Origin of the sequence: Aeromicrobium sp. UC242_57, from assembly GCF_044452305.1 — a bacterium.
GTDB lineage: Bacteria > Actinomycetota > Actinomycetes > Propionibacteriales > Nocardioidaceae > Aeromicrobium.
This window is the reverse complement of sequence record NZ_JBIOAM010000005.1, coordinates 487,762-504,546: the sequence shown is the minus strand read 5'-3', so window position 1 is coordinate 504,546 and position 16,785 is coordinate 487,762. Positions and strand designations below refer to the sequence as shown.

Sequence of the window (16,785 nt, the reverse complement as noted above, 5' to 3'; positions counted from 1 at the left end):
ACGGCACACTCACGTCGTTCTGGGCCCGGCAGAGCACTACTTCTTGCGCACCTTGCCGACCACGTAGGTCTTGCTCGTCGCGATGTAGCCGGACTTGCTGACCGTGACCTGCACCCGGATCTTCTTGCCGACCATCTTCTTGCTCAGCCGCAGCGAACGGGCCTTGCCGACGTACTTGCCGGCGGCTGTCCATCGGTACGAGACCTTCGTGCCAGAGACCTTGCTGCTGCCTGACCGGGTCGTCGTCGTGGCGACCAGAGTGCGTCCGGCCTTCAGAGTCCCCTTGACCTTCGTCGTCGCCGACATCGCCTTAGGGTGGCTGAGCTCGGGCGTCGTCTTCGGTGCCTTGCGCAGGTGGGTGGCCTGCTCGTAGTCGTACGCGTACGACAGCAAGTCAGCCTCAGACCACAGAGCGCCAATCGAGCTGGACGCTGACCGGAAGTCCGGGCCGAGGTCTGACCGACGGGCAGCGCGATGGCCGGAACGCCGAGCCCTGACGCATAGCCCGCGTTGGTCGACGACTCGGAGTAGCCGGCGGGGTCGGCCGTCACGTCGCTCGCGGCGAGAGTGTCGTTGGGCAGGGCGACTGCGTCGGCGTCGTGGGCTTCCAGCAGGGCCTTCCAGGCGGCACGGGCCGAGGTCTCGCGGGCCTGTTGGGTGTCGAGGGTCTGCTGGGTGACGTCGACGGTCGACAGCAACCAGCTCGCATCCGGTGCGATCTGATCGGTGTACCGGCCGTCGGCGACATAGTCGGCGGTCGTCGAGCTCGTCGATCGGCTCGGCCTTCGCCGCCAGGCCCTTGGGCCACACGGCGTCGTTGCCGGCGAAGAACTCGTCGAGGTAGTGGCCGAAACCGACCCAGCCGCGTCCGCTGATGGACGTGATCTGCTCGGGAGTCAGCTCGACCTCCTCGACCGTTGCGCCCTGTGCCTCCATCTCGGCAAGGGCTGCGGCCTGGATGCCGGCCACCTCGGCACGCTCCTCGGGGCGGTTAGTGCTGGTGCCTCCGTGGAAGCGGGCATTCGTGAAGGTGAGGATCTTCTTGCCCTGCAGCGACGTGCTGCTCAGCTCGTCGACGTACGACTCGGGCACCTTTCCGATCGTCTTCTTGGTGTACGGGTCACTGGGGTCGTAGCCGGCGATCGCGTCGAGGATGATCGCGGCGTCCTCGACTGACTTGGTCATGGGTCCGACCGTGTCGAGCGGTGAGATCTGCGCCGTCACGCCGGTCAGGCTGACCAGGCCGTGCGTCGGACGCACGCCGACGAGACCCTGGTTGCCGCTGGGGTTGCGGATCGACCCGTACGTGTCGGTGCCGAGGCCCGCCGTCGCAAAGCTGGCCGCGACGGCCGATGCCGTGCCGCCGCTGGATCCGCTCGAAGTCTTGGCCCGGTCGTAGGGATTACGCACCTCGCCGCCGAGCCCGCTCTTGGCGTCGCTGCCGCTCCAGGCGAACTCCGACAGGTTGGTCTTGGCGATGATGATGGCGCCGGCTGCCCGCAGCTTCTTGACGACGGTGGAGTCGTTCTTGGGCTTGTAGGTCGCAAATGCGACGGCGCCGTTGGTCGTCGGCATTCCCTTGAGGTCGATGTTGTCCTTCACGACGATCGGGACGCCGTGCAGTGGTCCGCGGACCTTGCCAGCGGCGCGTTCCTTGTCGAGTGCGGCGGCATCAGCTGCTGCCGCGGAGTTCGAGGCGATCACGGCATGCAGGCCCCGGCGTTGTGGTCGTGTCGCCGTCGTAGGCAGCGATGCGGGCCAGGTACTCCTTGACCAGCGCGGCCGAGGTGGTCTTGCCGCTCGACAGCAGCTTGGTCGTCTGCGCGATGGTCAGCTCGACGACGTCGGGCCTGACCGTCGTCGACGCTGCCGTGGCGGGCGGGCTCGCGGCCGCGACGACGGTGCTGCCGATGAGGGCTGCCGTTGCGAGTGATGCGACCACCCGTCGGACTGAACGATTTGGTGCTGAGCTTCCTGAGGTACTGATGTGCACGCGTGCTCCCTGTCTCACCAACGTGGATGTTGCTTGAGACAGAAATTAGGTCACGCTTGTGACCTGAGGATTTCGCGTGTATCCACGATGTTTCGTGGAGGGATGAGGTGGCGGAATCGCAGTCATTCTTTGATGACGAGATGTGCCGCCTCGCGCCGTGTGGCGACCCTGATCGCGTTGGGCTCGTCGACGTCGTCGACCCACGCCTGCGCTTCGTCGCGGGACTTGCCGTGCTTGACGTGGCGGTCGACGAGGCGGGAGCGTCGACGGTTGTCGTCGAGGTCGATGAACCAGACTTCGTCGAGCTCGGCAGTCACCTCGGGCCACGGATCGTCGAGGTCGAGCAGGTAGTTGCCCTCGGTGATCACGACGTGCACCGCCGGAGGGATGGTGATCGCTCCGGCGATCGGCTGCTCGATCTCCCGCTCGAACGTCGGGGCCATGACGTCGTTCTGGGTCTCGGTACGGATCCGGCGCAGCAGTGCGAGGTAGCCGTGGGCGTCGAATGTCTCGGGCGCGCCTTTGCGGTCGAGCAGCCGACGTTCGCGCAGGGCGACGTCGGCCAGATGGAATCCGTCCATCGGGACCTGGATGGCGGGAGTGCCGGAGGCGTTCAGCCGGTTGGTCAGTCGCTTCGCGAGGGTCGACTTGCCGGTGCCGGGAGCGCCGCCGATGCCGACGATCGTCCGTCCTTCGGTGTCGAGGTTGCGCGCGCGATCAGCGAGGGCATCGAGGTCGGGCACGGTCATGTGCCCATCGTGCCCGGGAGTCACGACATAGTGCGACTTGCTTATAGTGTGTGTCACACAGTATTGTGTCGCGCATGGACAGAGTGGATCTCCTGAAGACGCACCTCCAGGAGCTGAGGCGTGGCACCGTCGTCGTCGCGAGCCTGACGGCCCTTCGCCGCCCCGGGTACGGGTACGGGCTGTTGCAGACGCTCGCCGACCACGGCTTCACGGTCGACGCCAACACGTTGTACCCCTTGCTGCGGCGCCTCGAGGACCAAGGGCTGCTGACGAGCGAGTGGAGCACCGAAGAGGCGCGTCCCCGCAAGGTCTACCGCACCAGCGCCGCAGGCGAAGAAGTCCTGCAGCTGCTGCTCGACGACCTGGAGGCCGTCCGCTCGTCCATCGCCAGCCTGACTGAAGGAGAGCCGTCATGACCACCCTGACCGAACGCTATGTGTATGCGACCCTCCGCTCGGTGCCCGAGGCTCGGCGCGGAGACATCGGCGCCGAGCTGCGCGGATCGATCGAAGACATGATCGATGCCCGCCGCGACGCCGGCGAAACGGCCGAGGCCGCCGAGCGAGCGGTGCTCACCGAGCTCGGCGAACCCGGACGCCTCGCCAGCGAGTACACCGGCTCGTCGCTGTACCTCATCGGGCCGCGCTACTTCTTGGTCTGGAAGAAGCTGAACCTCAACCTGCTGGCCTGGGTGCCGGCGACCGTCGCTGTCATCGTGGCCGTCATCAAGACGCTCGAGGACGCAGCGCTGGGCGACATCATCGGCGGTGCGATCTCGGCGGCCTTCACCACGGGTTTCCAGATCGCGTTCTGGACGACATTGGTGTTCGCGATCCTCGAACGCGTCGACGTCGAGGACGGCCTCCAGGAGTGGACGGTCGACGAGCTTCCCGAGCTGCCCGGCGCCCGGTCGGTGTCGCTCGGTGACTCGGTCGGCAGCTCTGCGTTCATCATCCTCATGATGGTGGCGCTCGTCGGCCAGCACTTCCGGTCGTGGGTGGACGGCCCGGACGGTGGCGACGTACCGGTTCTCGACCCAGACCTGTGGTCGGGCTGGCTACCGTTCCTGCTCGCTGCCTTGGTGCTGAGTCTTGTCGCGGAGGTGTGGAAGTACCGGGTCGGTCACTGGACCTGGCCTATCGCTTCGCTGGTCATCGTCGCCGGTGCAGCCTTCGCGCTGCCGGTTGCCTGGCTTGCCGATCGAGGCGAGCTGCTGAGCCCGCAGTTCCGCGATGCCGTCGACGTCGGCAACTTCGAGACGGTCGTGGCCTGGGGTGCGATCGCGGTGCTCGCGTGGGAGATCGGCGAGGCGATCTACATGACGTGGCGCGGTCGAAGCCGTGCGGCCGCAGAGCTGACCACCGAGTTCGAGTCGAGAAACGCAGTCCTGTAACGTTCTCGTCGGTGACGTGTCCGAGCGGCCGAAGGTGCAACACTCGAAATGTTGTGTAGGTTCACGCCTACCGTGGGTTCAAATCCCACCGTCACCGCCGTAGAAAACCCCCGATCTTCGCTGGATTTACAGTGAAGATCGGGGGTTTCTTGGTTGGCAGCTGGGTGTTGATCAAGCGATCGATGAAGTCCGATCGTGGAGCAGCGCCCCGGTGTCGGCCTGGAGCGTCTGAAGCGTCTCTCCTGGGGCTAGGTCGACGACGGCCAAGCCGTCCTCAGTCACGTCGATGACGGCGCGGTCGGTGATGATGCGGTTCACGACCCCGAGGCCAGTGAGGGGCAGCGTTGTCTCGGCGACGATCTTGGGGCTGCCGTCCTTGGCGACGTGATCGGTGATGACCACGATGCGCTTGGTGCCGGCGACGAGGTCCATCGCGCCGCCCATGCCCTTGACCAGCGCCCCGGGTACGGCCCAGTTGGCCAGGTCTCCGTTCGCAGCGACCTGCAAGGCGCCGAGGATCGCGATGTCGACCTTGCCGCCGCGGATCATCGCGAACGACTCGGTCGAGTCGAAGAACGCGGCACCGGCGTTGACGGTGACGGTCTGCTTGCCGGCGTTGATGAGGTCGGCGTCCTCTTCACCCTCGAACGGAAACGGCCCCATGCCGAGGATGCCGTTCTCGGACTGCAGGGTCACGTGCACGCCCTCGGGGATGTGGTTGGCCACCAGGGTCGGGATGCCGATGCCGAGATTGACGTAGTCGCCGTCGGCCAGCTCGAGCGCCGCGATCGCAGCCATCTCGTCGCGGGTCCAGCTCATGCGGGGGCTCCTTCGGTCAGTGTGGGACGAGGTCGGGTGGTGCGCTGCTCGATGGGCTTGGGCCGCGCGGCCGGGTGCACGACGTGGGTGACGTAGACGCCGGGCGTGTGGACGAGCTCGGGGTCGACGGCGTCGACGAGGTGCTCGACCTCGGCGATCGTGACCTTGCCGCAGGTCGCGGCGGCCGGGTTGAAGTTGCGGGCCGCGAGACGGTAGCGCAGGTTGCCGAACGGGTCGCCGGTGTGGGCGTGGACAAGCGCCAGGTCGGCGACGATACCGCGTTCCTGCACGTAGGTGATGCCGTCGAACTCGGCGGTCGGCTTGCCCTCGGCTACAGCCGTGCCAACGCCGGTGCGGGTGTAGAACGCCGGGATGCCTGCGCCGCCGGCGCGCGATGCGCTCGGCGAGGGTGCCTTGGGGGTTGAACTCGACGTCGAGCTCCCCGGCCAGGTACTGGCGGGCGAACAGCTTGTTCTCGCCGACGTATGACGCGACGACCTTCGCGACCTGGTTGTTCTCCAGGAGGAGCCCAAGTCCGACACCGTCGATGCCCATGTTGTTGGAGACGATCGTCAACCCGGTGACACCGGAGTCGCGGACGGCCTCGATCAGGTCGGACGGGATCCCGGAGACGCCGAATCCGCCCGCAGCGATCGTCATGCCGTCGCGAAGATGGGGTGCGAGCGCCTCTCGCGGATGGAGAGTCATCGTTCCTCCTGGGAGCGTTCGTAGCGCGCCGCGGTCGGCGAGCAGGTGATTGGAAACTAGCCCACGGCTCGGCTGGCCGAAAGCCTCGTCGACGGCCCATCGGCTCGCCTTCACGCGACCCGAATCGGCGGTGAAAGGTGCGTCTGCAGGTCAGAAATGGCTGTCATTCCAACCTTGTCACGGCGCTGGGCTGGGGGCTGATCCGACGGGTCGCAGCTCTATTCACAACAGATCACGGTGAGAGCGCCCCAAAGTCCTGTTGGAGTTGAGGGCATCGCTGAGCCTAGATTCACTGTGACCGACATCACCGCCCGTGACGGGCCTGATCCGAGGAGAACCCCGATGTCTGTTTCATCCCCCAGCAGGACACACCGAGCAAAGGGCGCGTCCGACATGCTGCGCCAGCCGCGGATCGCCGTCATCGGTGCTGGCTTCTCGGGCATGGGTCTGGGAATCCGCCTGAAGGGCGCCGGACTCACCGATTTCACGATCTTCGAGAAGGCATCGACCGTCGGCGGCACGTGGCGCGACAACACCTATCCGGGGCTCTCCTGCGACATCCCTTCGCGCTACTACAGCTACAGCTTCGCGCCCAACCCCTACTGGTCGAAGTCGTTCTCGCCGGGTCCGGAGATCCAGCGCTACATCGAGAAGGTCGCCAAGAAGGCCGACATCAAGAAGTGGATCAAGTTCGGCACCACGGTGACGTCGGTAAAGTGGGACGGTCGCCACTGGCAGCTCGCTGCCGGTGATCGTGACCTCGGTGAGTTCGACTTCGTCGTCAGCGCCGTGGGCTTCCTGCACCACCCGACGTTCCCGGACATCGATGGGCTGGACTCGTTCGCGGGCACGCTGGTGCACACCGCGCAGTGGGACTCGTCGACTCAATGGGCCGGCAAGCGTGTGGGTGTCATCGGCACCGGTTCATCCGGCACCCAGGTCGTGGGGAGCTGTCGCCGAAGACGCTGCGTCGCTGGTGCACTTCGTGAGGACACCGCAGTGGATGATCCCGATGGACAAGACCCCGTACAGCCTGCGCGAAAAGCTGGTCGAGCGATTCGTCCCCGGGCAGTCGAAGCGCACCTTCGACTTCTGGGAGAAGGCGCAGGACGAGTTCGGCGAGCTCTTCACCGAGCCTGGAGAGGCCCAGGAGGCCTTCAAGCAGGCGCCGCGCGACTACCTCGCCGCAGCCGTGGCCGACCCGAGAGCTGCGTGCCCAGCTGACCCCCGACTACGACGCTGGATGCCGCCGGATGATCGTCTCGTCGGAGTACTACCCGGCCATCCAGAGGCCGACGTCGACGCTGGTGCGCGATGCGATCGTCGAGGTCGTGCCCGAAGGAGTGCGGACTGCGGACGGCACCCTGCACGAGCTCGACCTCTTGGTTGTTGCGACCGGTTATGACGCGAAGGCGTTCGTCACGCGCATCGGCCTGGTCGGTGAGGATCAGCGGACACCCCAGGAAGCCTGGAAGGACGGCTTCCGCACCTACCAGTCTGTCGCCATCGACGGGTTCCCGAACTTCTTCATGCTCGGCGGTCCGCACAGCCCGTTCGGGCATTTCTCCTTCGTCCTGTCCGGTGAGCACCAGAGCAGGTATGCGGTGCGCTGGATGGAAGCGTGGGCACGAGGCGAGTACGAGACGGCAGCGCCCACCACCGCCGCAGTCGACCGGTTCACCGCTGAGCTGCGCGAGAAGGTCAAGGAGACGACGTGGGGCGGCTCGTGCGTCAGCTGGTACCAAGATGCTGCCGGTGTCCCGTCGCTCTACCCGTGGTCCGCAAAGGTCTTCCGCGACATCATGAGCCGTCGTGTCACGGCCGACTTCGAGATCCGCACCAAGGTGTCGTCGTGAAGCTGGCGACCTTCAGCCTGTCCGAGGGTGAACCCAGGGTCGGTGCCGTCGACAGCGATCGCGGTGTCGTCATCGACGTCCAGGCCGTCCACGTCCGACAGCATGGCGCTCCGGCGGCCGAGCTCGTCGACATGCTCGCGGTGATCGACGCCGGTCAGTCGGGACGCGGCTGCTCGAAGCGGCAGTCAGCGCGACATCGACCGCCGAAGAGCTCTCGCTCGAGTCGGTCCGACTCCTGTCCCCGCTACCGCGACCGCGTGGTCTGCGCGACTTCCTGCTCTTCGAGGAGCACGTGCTGAACTGCCTGGCGGAGGAGGCCAAGCTCACCGGCGTCCAGCGTGAAGTACCGAAGGCCTGGTACGACCTGCCCACCTACTACCGAGGCAACACGTCGACGGTCGTAGGGCACGATGCCGAGATCCGTCGGCCGTCCTTCGGTGAACGTCTCGACTTCGAGCTCGAGATCGGCTGCGTCATCGGGCGTCCCGGTCGCGACATCGCGGAGGCCGACGCCCTCGACCACGTCTTCGGGTACACGATCTTCAACGACGTCTCGGCGCGCGCCATGCAGAACCGGATGATGCCGGTGGGCATGGGTCCAGGCAAGGGCAAGGACTTCGACACCGGCAACGTGCTCGGGCCGTGGATCGTCACGGCCGACGAGATCGGCGACCCGCAGACCCTCAACCTGACGGCTCGGGTCAACGGCGAGCGGTGGGGCGGCGGCTCCGAGCCCGGCATGTACTTCACCTGGGCGCAGGTCATCTCGTTCGTCTCCCAGGCCGAGACGTTGGAGGCGGGAGAGGTGTTCGGCTCCGGAACCGTCGGTACGGGGTGTGGGTACGAGCACGGCCGCTACCTCGAAGACGGCGACGTGGTCGAGCTCGAAGCAGATCGAATTGGTGTCCTACGAAACAAGGTGGTCCGATGAGCGCGCTCAGCAACGACGGCAAGATCGTCGATCTTGCCCATGGCAACTACGCCTACCTCCAGGAAGGAGGGTCGTGGGGCTGGAGCAACGCCGGGCTGGTGACCTCCGATGGCGTCTCGCTGCTCGTCGACACCTTGTTCGACGTGCGACTGACCGACGCGATGCTGCAAGCGTTTCGCGCCACGACCCCGGCGGCCCGCCACATCGAGGCGCTGGTCAACACCCACAACGACGGTGATCACACGCATGGCAACCAGCTGCTGACCGGATCGCGGATCATCGCGTCGAAGGCTGCGGCCGAAGCCATGGTCGACGGCGTCAAGCCGGCTGACTTCGAGGCGATGCTCGCTGGTGCCGCCAATCTAGGCGACCTCGGACGGTTCTTGGTCGAGAACTTCGGTCCGCCGTTCCACTTCGGCGGCATCGAGTACGTGCTGCCGACGGAGACGTTCTCCGGGGAGACCACGGTCACGGTCGGTTCGAAGCAGGTGCAGCTGATCGAGGTCGGCCCGGCCCACACCCCCGGCGACGTCATCGCGTACGTCGAGTCGGATCGCACGGTCTTTACCGGCGACATCTTGTTCAACGGTTCGCATCCCGTGATCTGGGCAGGTCCGATCACCAACTGGATCGATGCCTGCGACCGGATCATCGGCTGGAACCCCGAGGTGATCGTGCCCGGACACGGTCCGATGGCGACGCTCGACAGCGTCCGTGAGCTGCGGGCGTACTTCGAGTACCTCATCGAGATCGGACGGGAGTCTCGCGACGCCGGTCTGACCCCGTGGCAGGCGGCACGCAAGGCCCAGGCCGAGGAGCGGTGGATCAACTGGGGCGAGTCGGAGCGGCTCGTCGTCAACTTCGCCTCGGTCTACGAGTACCTGGGTGATGAGCCGTACTTCCCGGTCGCCCTCGAGGGGCTGCGGGAGATGGCACGTTTCGCCTATTCGCACGATGCACGGACACAAGACGCACATTCACAGGACAAGGTGGAGGAAATCGCATGACGCTCGACAACAAGGTCATCGTGCTCACGGGCGCGACCGGCGGAATCGGAACGGCAGTCACTCGCCGCTACTGCCAGCTGGGGGCGTCGTTGGTTGCCAGCGACATCGACGAGGTCGGTGGACTGGAGCTGGAGAAGACGCTGCGGGACGAGGGATATGACGTCACGTTCGTCGCCGGCGACGTGACCCAGTCGTCGACCGCGCGCGCGATCGCCGAGGTCGTCACCGAGCGCCACGGACGGCTCGACGTGCTGCACAACAACGCGGGGGTGCTGATCGGCAAGGGCGTCCTGGACACCACGGACGAGGAGTGGGACCTGATGATCAACGTCTCCTTGCGAGGGACGTTCCTGATGACCCGCGGCTGGTGCCGCTGATGAAGGGCAATGGTGTCGTGACCAACATGGGCTCGTCATTGGGGCTCGTCGGTGGCGCCAACTCGGCCGCCTACTGTGCGGCGAAGGGCGGCATCATCAACTTCACCAAGGCCGCTGCGGTCGACCTCGCCCCGGGTGTTCGGGTCAACGCGATCTGCCCCGGCGCCATCGACACCAACATGCCGCGCGGCGTCGTGGCCGCGATGGATCCGGCTGTCCACGACGCGGCCTGGAAGGGCCTGGAGGCCTTGCACCTGGTCGGCCGGGTCGGTCAGGTCGAGGAGGTCGTGGCAGTCGCTGCCTTCCTCGCGGGTGACAGCGCCAGCTTCATCAACGGCGCCGCGATCCCGGTCGACGGAGGCTGGACCGCCCAGTAGGTCCACCCAGTAGGTCCACGCGCACCATCAGCCGTCTGAGGCGACTCACCTTCTCGGACGGCTGGTCCCGCACACCCATTTTCGAGGAGAACACATGCTGTTGGAGAACAAGGTGGCACTCGTCACCGGAGCAGGTTCGGGCATCGGTCGCGAGACGTCGCGCGTCATGGCTCGCGAGGGGGCGGCTGTCGTCGTCTCGGACGTCGACGAGCAGGGCGGTCAGGACACTGTCGACCTCATCAAGGGTGCCGGCGGTGAGGCGACGTTCGTCCGGACCGACGTCACCGACGAGGCGCAGGTTCGTGCGCTGGTCGCTGCGGCCGTGCAGACCTACGGGACGCTCGACTGTGCACACAACAACGCCGGCATCGGGGGACCACTCACCGATCTGGCCTCGTATCCGCTCGACGGTTTCGACGCTGTCTACCGGGTCAACATCCGTGGCGTGCTCGCCAGCATGCAGGCTGCAGCCGCCCACATGCTGCCGCTCGGCAAAGGCGCGATCGTCAACACGGCCTCGACCTTCGGGCTCGTGGCCTTTCCCAACGCGCCAGGCTACGTGGCTTCCAAGCATGCGGTCATCGGACTGACGAAAGCTGCGGCGATCGAGAACGCCGCACGTGGTGTTCGGGTCAACGCGGTCTGCCCGGGTGCTATCCGGACGGCCATGGTGCAGGGGCAGGCCGAGGAAGCGGTGGCGACAACCCGGGGGCGATCTACGACATGCTCGCGAGCTTGACCCCGATGGGACGACTCGGCGATCCGCACGAGATCGGGGAGGCTGTCGCCTGGCTGCTGTCGGACCGGGCCTCGTACACCACGGGTGCGGCGTTGACCGTCGACGGCGGATGGACCGCCCAATGACCGCGGGGCTGCTGCAGGACAAGATCACTGTCGTCTCGGGTGCCACCGGCGGCATGGGACGGGTCGCGTCCCGGACGTTCTGTGAGAACGGAGCCGTGCTGATCGGCACCGACCTGCACGAGGAGTCAGGCAAGGAGTGGGAGGCAGAGCTGCGCGTCGCGGGGCATGACGCGACGTTCGTCGCGGGCGACGTGTCGAAGGCGGAGACGGGGCAGCGTATTGCCGATCTCGTGCGGGAACGGCACGGTCGCCTCGACGTCCTCTACAACAATGCTGGCATCGTGCTGGGCAAGCATGTCCTCGACATCACCGAGGAAGAGTGGGACCGGGTGCACGACGTCATCGCGAAGGGCACCTTCTTGATGACGAAGGCCTTGGCGCCGTTGATGGGGCCGGGCGGATCCATCGTCAACGTCGCATCGGCCGGAGGTCTCACGGGACAGGCTGGCATGGCTGCCTACTGCGCTGCGAAGGCTGCCGTGGTGCTGTTCACCAAGACATGCGCGATCGATCTGGCACCTGATATCAGGGTCAACGCGATCTGCCCCGGCGCGATCGACACGCCGATGCCCCGGCAGTTCGTGGCCACGATGCCTGACGACATGGCGGCTGCGGTGTGGGACGACCTGGCGAGCGGTCACCTGACGGGCAGGTTCGGCACGTCAGAAGAGGTCGTGTCCGTGGGTCTGTTTCTGGCCAGCGATCAGTCGAGCTTCATGACGGGCTCGGCGCTGTTGGTGGACGGGGGTTACACCGCCAAGTAGGTACTGGGGACGGGCGCGCGACGAGCGCTGCTCTTCGCGCGCTTCGTCGTGCGTCGCGCGGGAGTGCCGCCGGAATGACCTGTGATTGCAAGCAAAAGGTGACCTCTGGATCTACAACGATCGACGGTCAATGCCTCCGCAAAACCTGTTGGAGTAATGCGGCTCGACGGTCTTACTGTCTCTGTGACGCGGGTCACGCGGCCGTTCGTCACCGGGCTCTCGGGGAGTCGGTGCGGACGCACGGCATCACCTCCCGGCGCAGCTCGCATCTCGGCTGCACCTCAACTGAGAAGGAAGACATCATGAAGCTTGGTCTCAAGATCGGAAGCGTCGCGGTCACGGCTGCGATGGCGCTCACGGCCGCTGGCTGTGGTGGCAGCACCTCTGATGCCGGCGCCGACGAGGCCTCGGCGTCCGGCTCGCTCCAGGGCAAGAAGGTTGGATTCCAGTTCTGCACCGAGAGCAACGCCTGGTGCGCGGCCTACATCAAGACACTGACCGAACGGCTCGAGGCCGAGGGCGTCGACGTCACCACGCTCACGTCGGAGTTCAACCAGGCTGACGACTCGCAGCACGTCAATCGAGCTCATCGCGCAAAAGCCCGACGTGCTCGTCGTCGGTCCGTCGGACCCCAACGGCTCGGTGCCCGGCATCTTGCGCGCCAAGGCCGCCAAGATCCCCGTGGTGAGCGTCATCAGCAAGTCTGCCTGAGGCAGCCGAAGCCGGAATCACCGTCGAGGTGCTGGCCGGCACCGATGACCTGGGACGCATTGCGGCCGAGACCCTCGTCGATGGCCTCAAGAAGGCCGGTCACGAGAGCGGCAACATCATCGCCATCACCGGACCGGCGGCGCAGGGCATCGTCACCTTGACTCGCGCGGCGTTCGAGAAGGAGATGGCCAAGTCGCCGGAGTACAAGATCGTCGCGACCGAAGATGGCGCCTGGGACCCCGCGAAGACCCAGAAGATCACCCAGCAGCTGCTGGCGAAGAACGCCTCGTCGGGCGGCATCCAAGGCATCTGGGCGCAGGCCGACTACATGGCGTCCGGTTCGATCCAGGCGGTCAAGCAGGCCGGCCAGAAGCCGGCGTCGACAACAAGGGCATCGTCATCTCATCCTCGAACTGCTCGCCCGCCGGTCTCGCGCAGATCAAGGCCGGTGAGCAGTACGGCACCGGCACCGAGGGTCCGGCCGACGAGGCCAATGCCGCAGCAGACGCGATCATCAAGCTGCTGAAGGGCGAGGACCAGGAGAAGACACAGATCACCAAGGAGTCGACGGTTACCGCAGAGAACCTCGACACCGTCGGCAAGGCCTGCGACTACTGATGATCAGCGTCGAGAACAAGCCGCTGTCGGTGCGGGGTGCTCACGAGCACCCCGCACCGGGGGTGCCGGCTCGTGCAGGCCACCGAGGTCGTCAAGACCTACGGTCCGGTCCAGGCGCTGAAGGGCGTCACGGCCAGCATCGGGGCTGGCGAGGTCGTCGGCATCTGCGGTCAGAACGGGGCCGGCAAGAGCACGTTCGTCAAGATCCTGACCGGTGTCGAGCAGCCCACGAGCGGGAGAAGCTCCCGGATCAACGGTCGGCTGGTCCAGCTGTCAGGGACGCTCGACGGCCAACGCGCCGGCATTTCGATCGTCGATCAGGAGCTGTCGCTCGTTGGCCAGCTCACGATCGAGGAGAACATGTACCTCGGGCATCGCGATGTCGCGATGCTGGGCGGAGCGCGTGCACGAGCCCAACGGGTCACCGAGATCCTGGATGACCTCGGTCTCGGCCATCTCAGCCCCAGCACCCCGCTCCACCAGCTGCGGATCGGTGAGCGGCAGCTCGTCGAGATCGGTCGGGTCATTGCCCGCGACGCACAGCTGCTGATCCTCGACGAGCCGACGGCAACGCTCTCGAACGCCGAGATCGAGCACGTCTTCGCCGCGGTGCGCAAGGTCCGAGCGCAAGGCAGGAGCGTTCTGTACGTCTCGCACCGACTCGGCGAGGTGCTCGACCTGTGCGACCGGGTGATCGTGTTCGGTGATGGATTGATCCGCGGCATGCACGACGTGAGCCAGCTCGACAGGTCGCGTCTGGTGTCGCTGATCCTGGGTGAGTCGGGTGTCGTGCAGACGGCACCGAGCGGTGAGCGGGTGCTGCCCGCCGGGGTCGCGCCCCTCCGGGTGCAGCTGACCGGTCTCGAGATTCCCGGGCAGCTCGAAGCCTTCGACCTCGACGTGACGTCTGGGACGATCGTGGGGCTCGCCGGGCAGGTCGGGTCGGGCGCCGACGACGTCATCCGCGCGCTAGCAGGTCTGGTGCCGGAGGCCCGCGGCCGAGCCGAGGTCGACGACCGGTCCACCTTGGGCAACCCGTCTCGAGCCCGCGACGCCGGGGTGCGTTTCGTCTCCGGAGACCGCCGCGGCGAGGGCCTGTTCTTGGGTGAGACGGTTCGCCGCAACCTGACCGCGTCGAGCCTCGCCCTGGTGTCCCGACTTGGCATCGTCAACCGGCGTCGTCAGCGCAAGCTCGCTGACGAGCTGGCCGGCGTCGTCGGCGTCCATCCGAGCAAGATCGCGGCCGCTGTCGGCGATCTCAGCGGAGGCAACCAGCAGAAGGTCCTCATCGGACGATCGCTCGACCTCGCGCAGCCTCGGCTCATCGTGTTGGACGAGCCGACGCGTGGCGTCGATGTGGCCGGCCGGTCTGAGATCCACCTCCTGCTCAAGGGGGCGGCGGCTGCGGGTTGCGTCGTGATCTTCGCGTCGACCGAGCTCGACGAGGTCTTCGACCTCTCTGACGTCATCGTCACGATGGCGTCCGGTCACACCGTGGCCAGGCACGTCACGGCAGACGTCACACCCGACGAGATCCTTCGCGAGATGTCGAAGGCCGATTCCGTGGAGGACCTCCATGTCTCAGCTGATCGAACGGCCCACGCCCGCTGCCCCGCCGGCGACACCGTCGGACAAGCAGCCGCAGCGGTGGCGTCCCCGCAACCCTCGGATGGCGGCTGCGGTGGCCGTGCTCGGCGTGCTGCTCGTCTACGGCATGGCGACGACCGAAGGTTTCGCCAGCGTCGACAACGGACGCGCCATCATCGCCTCGATGGTCATCACCGGCTTCGCGGCCATTGGCGCCACGATCATCATGATCGGCGGGAACCTGTTTTCGATGTCGCTCAGCGTGACGGCCGCCGGTACCGGGATGATCTTCTTGGCAGCCCTCGACCGGGGCGTGGTCGTCGCGCTCGTGATCGCGGTCGTCGCCGCGGCTCTCGTGCAGGCGCTCCAAGGTTTCGTCATCGGTGCGTGGGAGGCCAATCCGATCATCGTGACGATCGGCGCCGGCTCGCTGCAGATCGCGGCGGCGACGATGCTCACCGACGGCAGCAGCATCCAGGCGCCGGCCGGGGGGACGTCGGGCGACTTCTTGGCCGACACGATCTTCGGCATCCCGTTCGGCGGGTACTTGCTGGCAGTCGTCGCGGTGCTCGTGCACCTGCTCATGACCCGTACCCGGTGGGGACAGGTCCTCTTCCTCACGGGTCAGAGCCGGCGCGCGGCCTACGCGGCTTCGCTGCCGGTGACCGCGACGATCGTGATCGGTTTCGCGATCGCCGGGGCGTGTGTCGCGTTCGCGGGACTGCTGCAGGCTGCGGCTCTGGGCACCGCCTCGATCGGTGACCAGTCGACCTTGACGTTCGACGCGGTCGCTGCCGCGGTCGTCGGCGGCACGGCCATCGTCGGAGGACGCGGGTCGATCGCCCGGACGATGGTCGGGGTCCTCGTGATCGCGACCGTCTCAGATCTCTTGCTCCTGCGCGGGTACTCCGCCGGGGTCCAGCTTCCTGACGAGCGGCCTGCTCGTCCTGACGTTCGTCCTGGCCACCGGCCGGGCCGAGGAGGCACGATGACCACCTTCGTCGTTCGGCGCGGCTCGACGGCATCCACCGTGATGCCCTATGCCCTGCTCGCCTTGTTCCTGGCCTGCTTCTTGATCATTCCTGCCGCCACCGGCCACCCGATCAGCTCGGTGAACGTCTACAACATCGGGCAGACGGTCGCGACGTACGGCACGCTCGCACTGGGCCTGTCGCTGCTGATGATTGCCGGCGAGTTCGACATCTCGCTGGCGGCCGTCTACGGGCTCGGTGCGATGGCCGCCGTCAAGTACGGTGGCGAATCGGCCCTCGTCGGGGTGCTGATCGCGGTGGTCCTGGCTGCTGCCGTGGGACTCGTGAACGGGTTGCTCGTGACGCGGGGGCGGCTCAACTCGGTCTCGGTGACGTTGGGGTCTTTCATCGCCGTGAGTGGAGCGGTCGTGGTGATCTCGAACAACGAGAGCATCCCGTACGAGAACTTCGCCGTCGGTCTCCGCCTGGACGATCCGATTGCCTCGGTTCTGTCGTGGCGTTCGCTCGTCGCATTGGCTGCGTTCGTGCTCATCGGGTCGGCACTCCGGTTCACCCGATGGGGACGCGATCTGCGTGCCGTCGGTGGAGATCGCCGCGCTGCGCGGGTCGCGGGGGTCCGGGTCACTCGACTGGTCACCGGCACGTTTGTCATTGCGGCTGTCCTCGCTGTGGTGCCGGGAGCCCTGCTGGGCTACAGCCTCGCGAGTGCCAGCCCGGCGTACGGCGGTTTCTCCAGTCTTGTCTTCGCCGTCACCGCCGTGCTGATCGGAGGTGTCGCGCTGTCGGGCGGGCAGGGAACTGCTCTCGGCACACTCGTGGGCGTGCTTTCTCTGGCGCTGCTGCGCGAGACGCTGACCGCCATCGCCGCGCCTGCGTACGCCTCGGACCTCGTGACCGGCGGTCTGTTGTTCGCGATCGCCATCGTCGGGGCGCCGTCGGTGATGCGTGGTGCGAAGGCTCGTGGATGGGTCAACGCCCGCAGCGGACTGAGCTCATCCGACGTCCGCGAACGCGAGGTCATTTCGCTATGAGTGATCCG

At 66.6% G+C, this 16,785-nt stretch carries 18 protein-coding genes, 1 tRNA gene and 2 pseudogenes; 16 read left to right on the top strand and 5 right to left on the bottom strand.

The window, feature by feature from the left end; genetic code table 11:
- Positions 1-36: 36 nt before the first annotated feature.
- The 3 genes from ACHMWU_RS24625 to ACHMWU_RS24615 form a co-directional block, all read right to left on the bottom strand.
- Entirely contained in the window at positions 37-1,704 is a 1,668-nt protein-coding gene (locus ACHMWU_RS24625; protein ID WP_396047985.1) for an amidase, read from the bottom strand.
- Positions 1,673-1,942, bottom strand: a complete 270-nt coding sequence (locus ACHMWU_RS24620; RefSeq protein ID WP_396047983.1) for a hypothetical protein — start codon at positions 1,940-1,942, stop codon at positions 1,673-1,675. The genes ACHMWU_RS24625 and ACHMWU_RS24620 overlap by 32 nt, the downstream gene beginning before the upstream one ends.
- A 173-nt stretch (positions 1,943-2,115) precedes the next feature.
- Positions 2,116-2,742 carry a nucleoside/nucleotide kinase family protein gene (locus ACHMWU_RS24615; protein WP_396047981.1) on the bottom strand — a complete coding sequence of 209 codons (627 nt, stop codon included), beginning with the start codon at positions 2,740-2,742 and terminating at the stop codon, positions 2,116-2,118.
- Positions 2,743-2,816: 74 nt separating this feature from the next.
- On the opposite strand from ACHMWU_RS24615, the gene ACHMWU_RS24610 reads away from it, so the two are divergent.
- The 3 genes from ACHMWU_RS24610 to ACHMWU_RS24600 all read left to right on the top strand — a co-directional run bounded on the left by ACHMWU_RS24610 (position 2,817) and on the right by ACHMWU_RS24600 (position 4,232).
- A complete protein-coding gene (locus ACHMWU_RS24610) occupies positions 2,817-3,158 on the top strand; it encodes a PadR family transcriptional regulator (protein ID WP_396047979.1) in 342 nt (113 codons plus the stop codon).
- Positions 3,155-4,135, top strand: coding sequence for a permease prefix domain 1-containing protein (locus tag ACHMWU_RS24605; protein WP_396047977.1), 981 nt, complete (start codon positions 3,155-3,157; stop codon positions 4,133-4,135). The genes ACHMWU_RS24610 and ACHMWU_RS24605 overlap by 4 nt, the downstream gene beginning before the upstream one ends.
- Before the next feature lie 10 nt (positions 4,136-4,145).
- Positions 4,146-4,232, top strand: a tRNA-Ser gene (locus tag ACHMWU_RS24600).
- Positions 4,233-4,306: 74 nt separating this feature from the next.
- On the opposite strand, the gene ACHMWU_RS24595 is transcribed toward ACHMWU_RS24600, so the two are convergent.
- Together ACHMWU_RS24595 and ACHMWU_RS24590 are read right to left on the bottom strand one after the other, a co-directional pair.
- Complete coding sequence (locus ACHMWU_RS24595; RefSeq protein WP_396047975.1) at positions 4,307-4,954, bottom strand: 3-oxoacid CoA-transferase subunit B; 648 nt, start codon at positions 4,952-4,954, stop codon at positions 4,307-4,309.
- Positions 4,951-5,662: pseudogene (locus tag ACHMWU_RS24590) on the bottom strand (CoA transferase subunit A). The gene ACHMWU_RS24595 and the pseudogene ACHMWU_RS24590 overlap by 4 nt, the downstream one beginning before the upstream one ends.
- 342 nt (positions 5,663-6,004) lie before the next feature.
- Between ACHMWU_RS24590 and ACHMWU_RS24585 the strand changes: the two are divergent.
- The 13 genes and pseudogenes from ACHMWU_RS24585 to ACHMWU_RS24525 all read left to right on the top strand — a co-directional run bounded on the left by ACHMWU_RS24585 (position 6,005) and on the right by ACHMWU_RS24525 (position 16,777).
- Positions 6,005-6,886, top strand: coding sequence for a flavin-containing monooxygenase (locus ACHMWU_RS24585; protein WP_396047973.1), 882 nt, complete (start codon positions 6,005-6,007; stop codon positions 6,884-6,886).
- Positions 6,887-6,915: 29 nt separating this feature from the next.
- A complete protein-coding gene (locus ACHMWU_RS24580; RefSeq protein ID WP_396047971.1) occupies positions 6,916-7,518 on the top strand; it encodes a hypothetical protein in 603 nt (200 codons plus the stop codon).
- Positions 7,515-7,817, top strand: coding sequence for a hypothetical protein (locus ACHMWU_RS24575; RefSeq protein ID WP_396047969.1), 303 nt, complete (start codon positions 7,515-7,517; stop codon positions 7,815-7,817). Before ACHMWU_RS24580 ends, ACHMWU_RS24575 begins: the two co-directional genes overlap by 4 nt.
- On the top strand, positions 7,811-8,449 hold the full coding sequence (locus ACHMWU_RS24570) for a fumarylacetoacetate hydrolase family protein (protein ID WP_396047967.1): 639 nt from the start codon (positions 7,811-7,813) through the stop codon (positions 8,447-8,449). Before ACHMWU_RS24575 ends, ACHMWU_RS24570 begins: the two co-directional genes overlap by 7 nt.
- Positions 8,446-9,456 (top strand): MBL fold metallo-hydrolase, encoded by a 1,011-nt coding sequence (locus ACHMWU_RS24565; protein WP_396047965.1) that lies wholly within the window; start codon positions 8,446-8,448, stop codon positions 9,454-9,456. Before ACHMWU_RS24570 ends, ACHMWU_RS24565 begins: the two co-directional genes overlap by 4 nt.
- Entirely contained in the window at positions 9,453-9,833 is a 381-nt protein-coding gene (locus ACHMWU_RS24560) for an SDR family NAD(P)-dependent oxidoreductase (RefSeq protein WP_396047963.1), read from the top strand. Before ACHMWU_RS24565 ends, ACHMWU_RS24560 begins: the two co-directional genes overlap by 4 nt.
- Complete coding sequence (locus ACHMWU_RS24555) at positions 9,833-10,210, top strand: SDR family NAD(P)-dependent oxidoreductase (RefSeq protein WP_396047961.1); 378 nt, start codon at positions 9,833-9,835, stop codon at positions 10,208-10,210. The genes ACHMWU_RS24560 and ACHMWU_RS24555 overlap by 1 nt, the downstream gene beginning before the upstream one ends.
- Before the next feature lie 94 nt (positions 10,211-10,304).
- Positions 10,305-10,949, top strand: a complete 645-nt coding sequence (locus ACHMWU_RS24550) for an SDR family NAD(P)-dependent oxidoreductase (RefSeq protein ID WP_396047959.1) — start codon at positions 10,305-10,307, stop codon at positions 10,947-10,949.
- A 5-nt stretch (positions 10,950-10,954) separates the two neighbouring features.
- A complete protein-coding gene (locus ACHMWU_RS24545) occupies positions 10,955-11,074 on the top strand; it encodes an SDR family oxidoreductase (protein WP_396049205.1) in 120 nt (39 codons plus the stop codon).
- A complete protein-coding gene (locus ACHMWU_RS24540) occupies positions 11,071-11,838 on the top strand; it encodes an SDR family NAD(P)-dependent oxidoreductase (RefSeq protein ID WP_396047957.1) in 768 nt (255 codons plus the stop codon). The genes ACHMWU_RS24545 and ACHMWU_RS24540 overlap by 4 nt, the downstream gene beginning before the upstream one ends.
- A gap of 739 nt (positions 11,839-12,577) precedes the next feature.
- On the top strand, positions 12,578-13,075 hold the full coding sequence (locus ACHMWU_RS24535) for a substrate-binding domain-containing protein (RefSeq protein ID WP_396047955.1): 498 nt from the start codon (positions 12,578-12,580) through the stop codon (positions 13,073-13,075).
- Positions 13,076-13,203: 128 nt separating this feature from the next.
- Positions 13,204-14,451: pseudogene (locus ACHMWU_RS24530) on the top strand (ATP-binding cassette domain-containing protein); the annotation flags it as partial.
- 292 nt (positions 14,452-14,743) lie between these two features.
- A complete protein-coding gene (locus ACHMWU_RS24525) occupies positions 14,744-16,777 on the top strand; it encodes a hypothetical protein (RefSeq protein ID WP_396047953.1) in 2,034 nt (677 codons plus the stop codon).
- Positions 16,778-16,785: the final 8 nt, after the last annotated feature.

Coding starts and splice junctions, on each gene's coding strand:
- ACHMWU_RS24615 (WP_396047981.1), bottom strand. CDS start 2,742: ATGACCGTGCCCGACCTCGATGCCCTCGCTGATCGCGCGCGCAACCTC.
- ACHMWU_RS24610 (WP_396047979.1), top strand. CDS start 2,817: ATGGACAGAGTGGATCTCCTGAAGACGCACCTCCAGGAGCTGAGGCGT.
- ACHMWU_RS24605 (WP_396047977.1), top strand. CDS start 3,155: ATGACCACCCTGACCGAACGCTATGTGTATGCGACCCTCCGCTCGGTG.
- ACHMWU_RS24595 (WP_396047975.1), bottom strand. CDS start 4,954: ATGAGCTGGACCCGCGACGAGATGGCTGCGATCGCGGCGCTCGAGCTG.
- ACHMWU_RS24585 (WP_396047973.1), top strand. CDS start 6,005: ATGTCTGTTTCATCCCCCAGCAGGACACACCGAGCAAAGGGCGCGTCC.
- ACHMWU_RS24580 (WP_396047971.1), top strand. CDS start 6,916: ATGATCGTCTCGTCGGAGTACTACCCGGCCATCCAGAGGCCGACGTCG.
- ACHMWU_RS24565 (WP_396047965.1), top strand. CDS start 8,446: ATGAGCGCGCTCAGCAACGACGGCAAGATCGTCGATCTTGCCCATGGC.
- ACHMWU_RS24560 (WP_396047963.1), top strand. CDS start 9,453: ATGACGCTCGACAACAAGGTCATCGTGCTCACGGGCGCGACCGGCGGA.
- ACHMWU_RS24555 (WP_396047961.1), top strand. CDS start 9,833: ATGAAGGGCAATGGTGTCGTGACCAACATGGGCTCGTCATTGGGGCTC.
- ACHMWU_RS24550 (WP_396047959.1), top strand. CDS start 10,305: ATGCTGTTGGAGAACAAGGTGGCACTCGTCACCGGAGCAGGTTCGGGC.
- ACHMWU_RS24545 (WP_396049205.1), top strand. CDS start 10,955: ATGGGACGACTCGGCGATCCGCACGAGATCGGGGAGGCTGTCGCCTGG.
- ACHMWU_RS24540 (WP_396047957.1), top strand. CDS start 11,071: ATGACCGCGGGGCTGCTGCAGGACAAGATCACTGTCGTCTCGGGTGCC.
- ACHMWU_RS24525 (WP_396047953.1), top strand. CDS start 14,744: ATGTCTCAGCTGATCGAACGGCCCACGCCCGCTGCCCCGCCGGCGACA.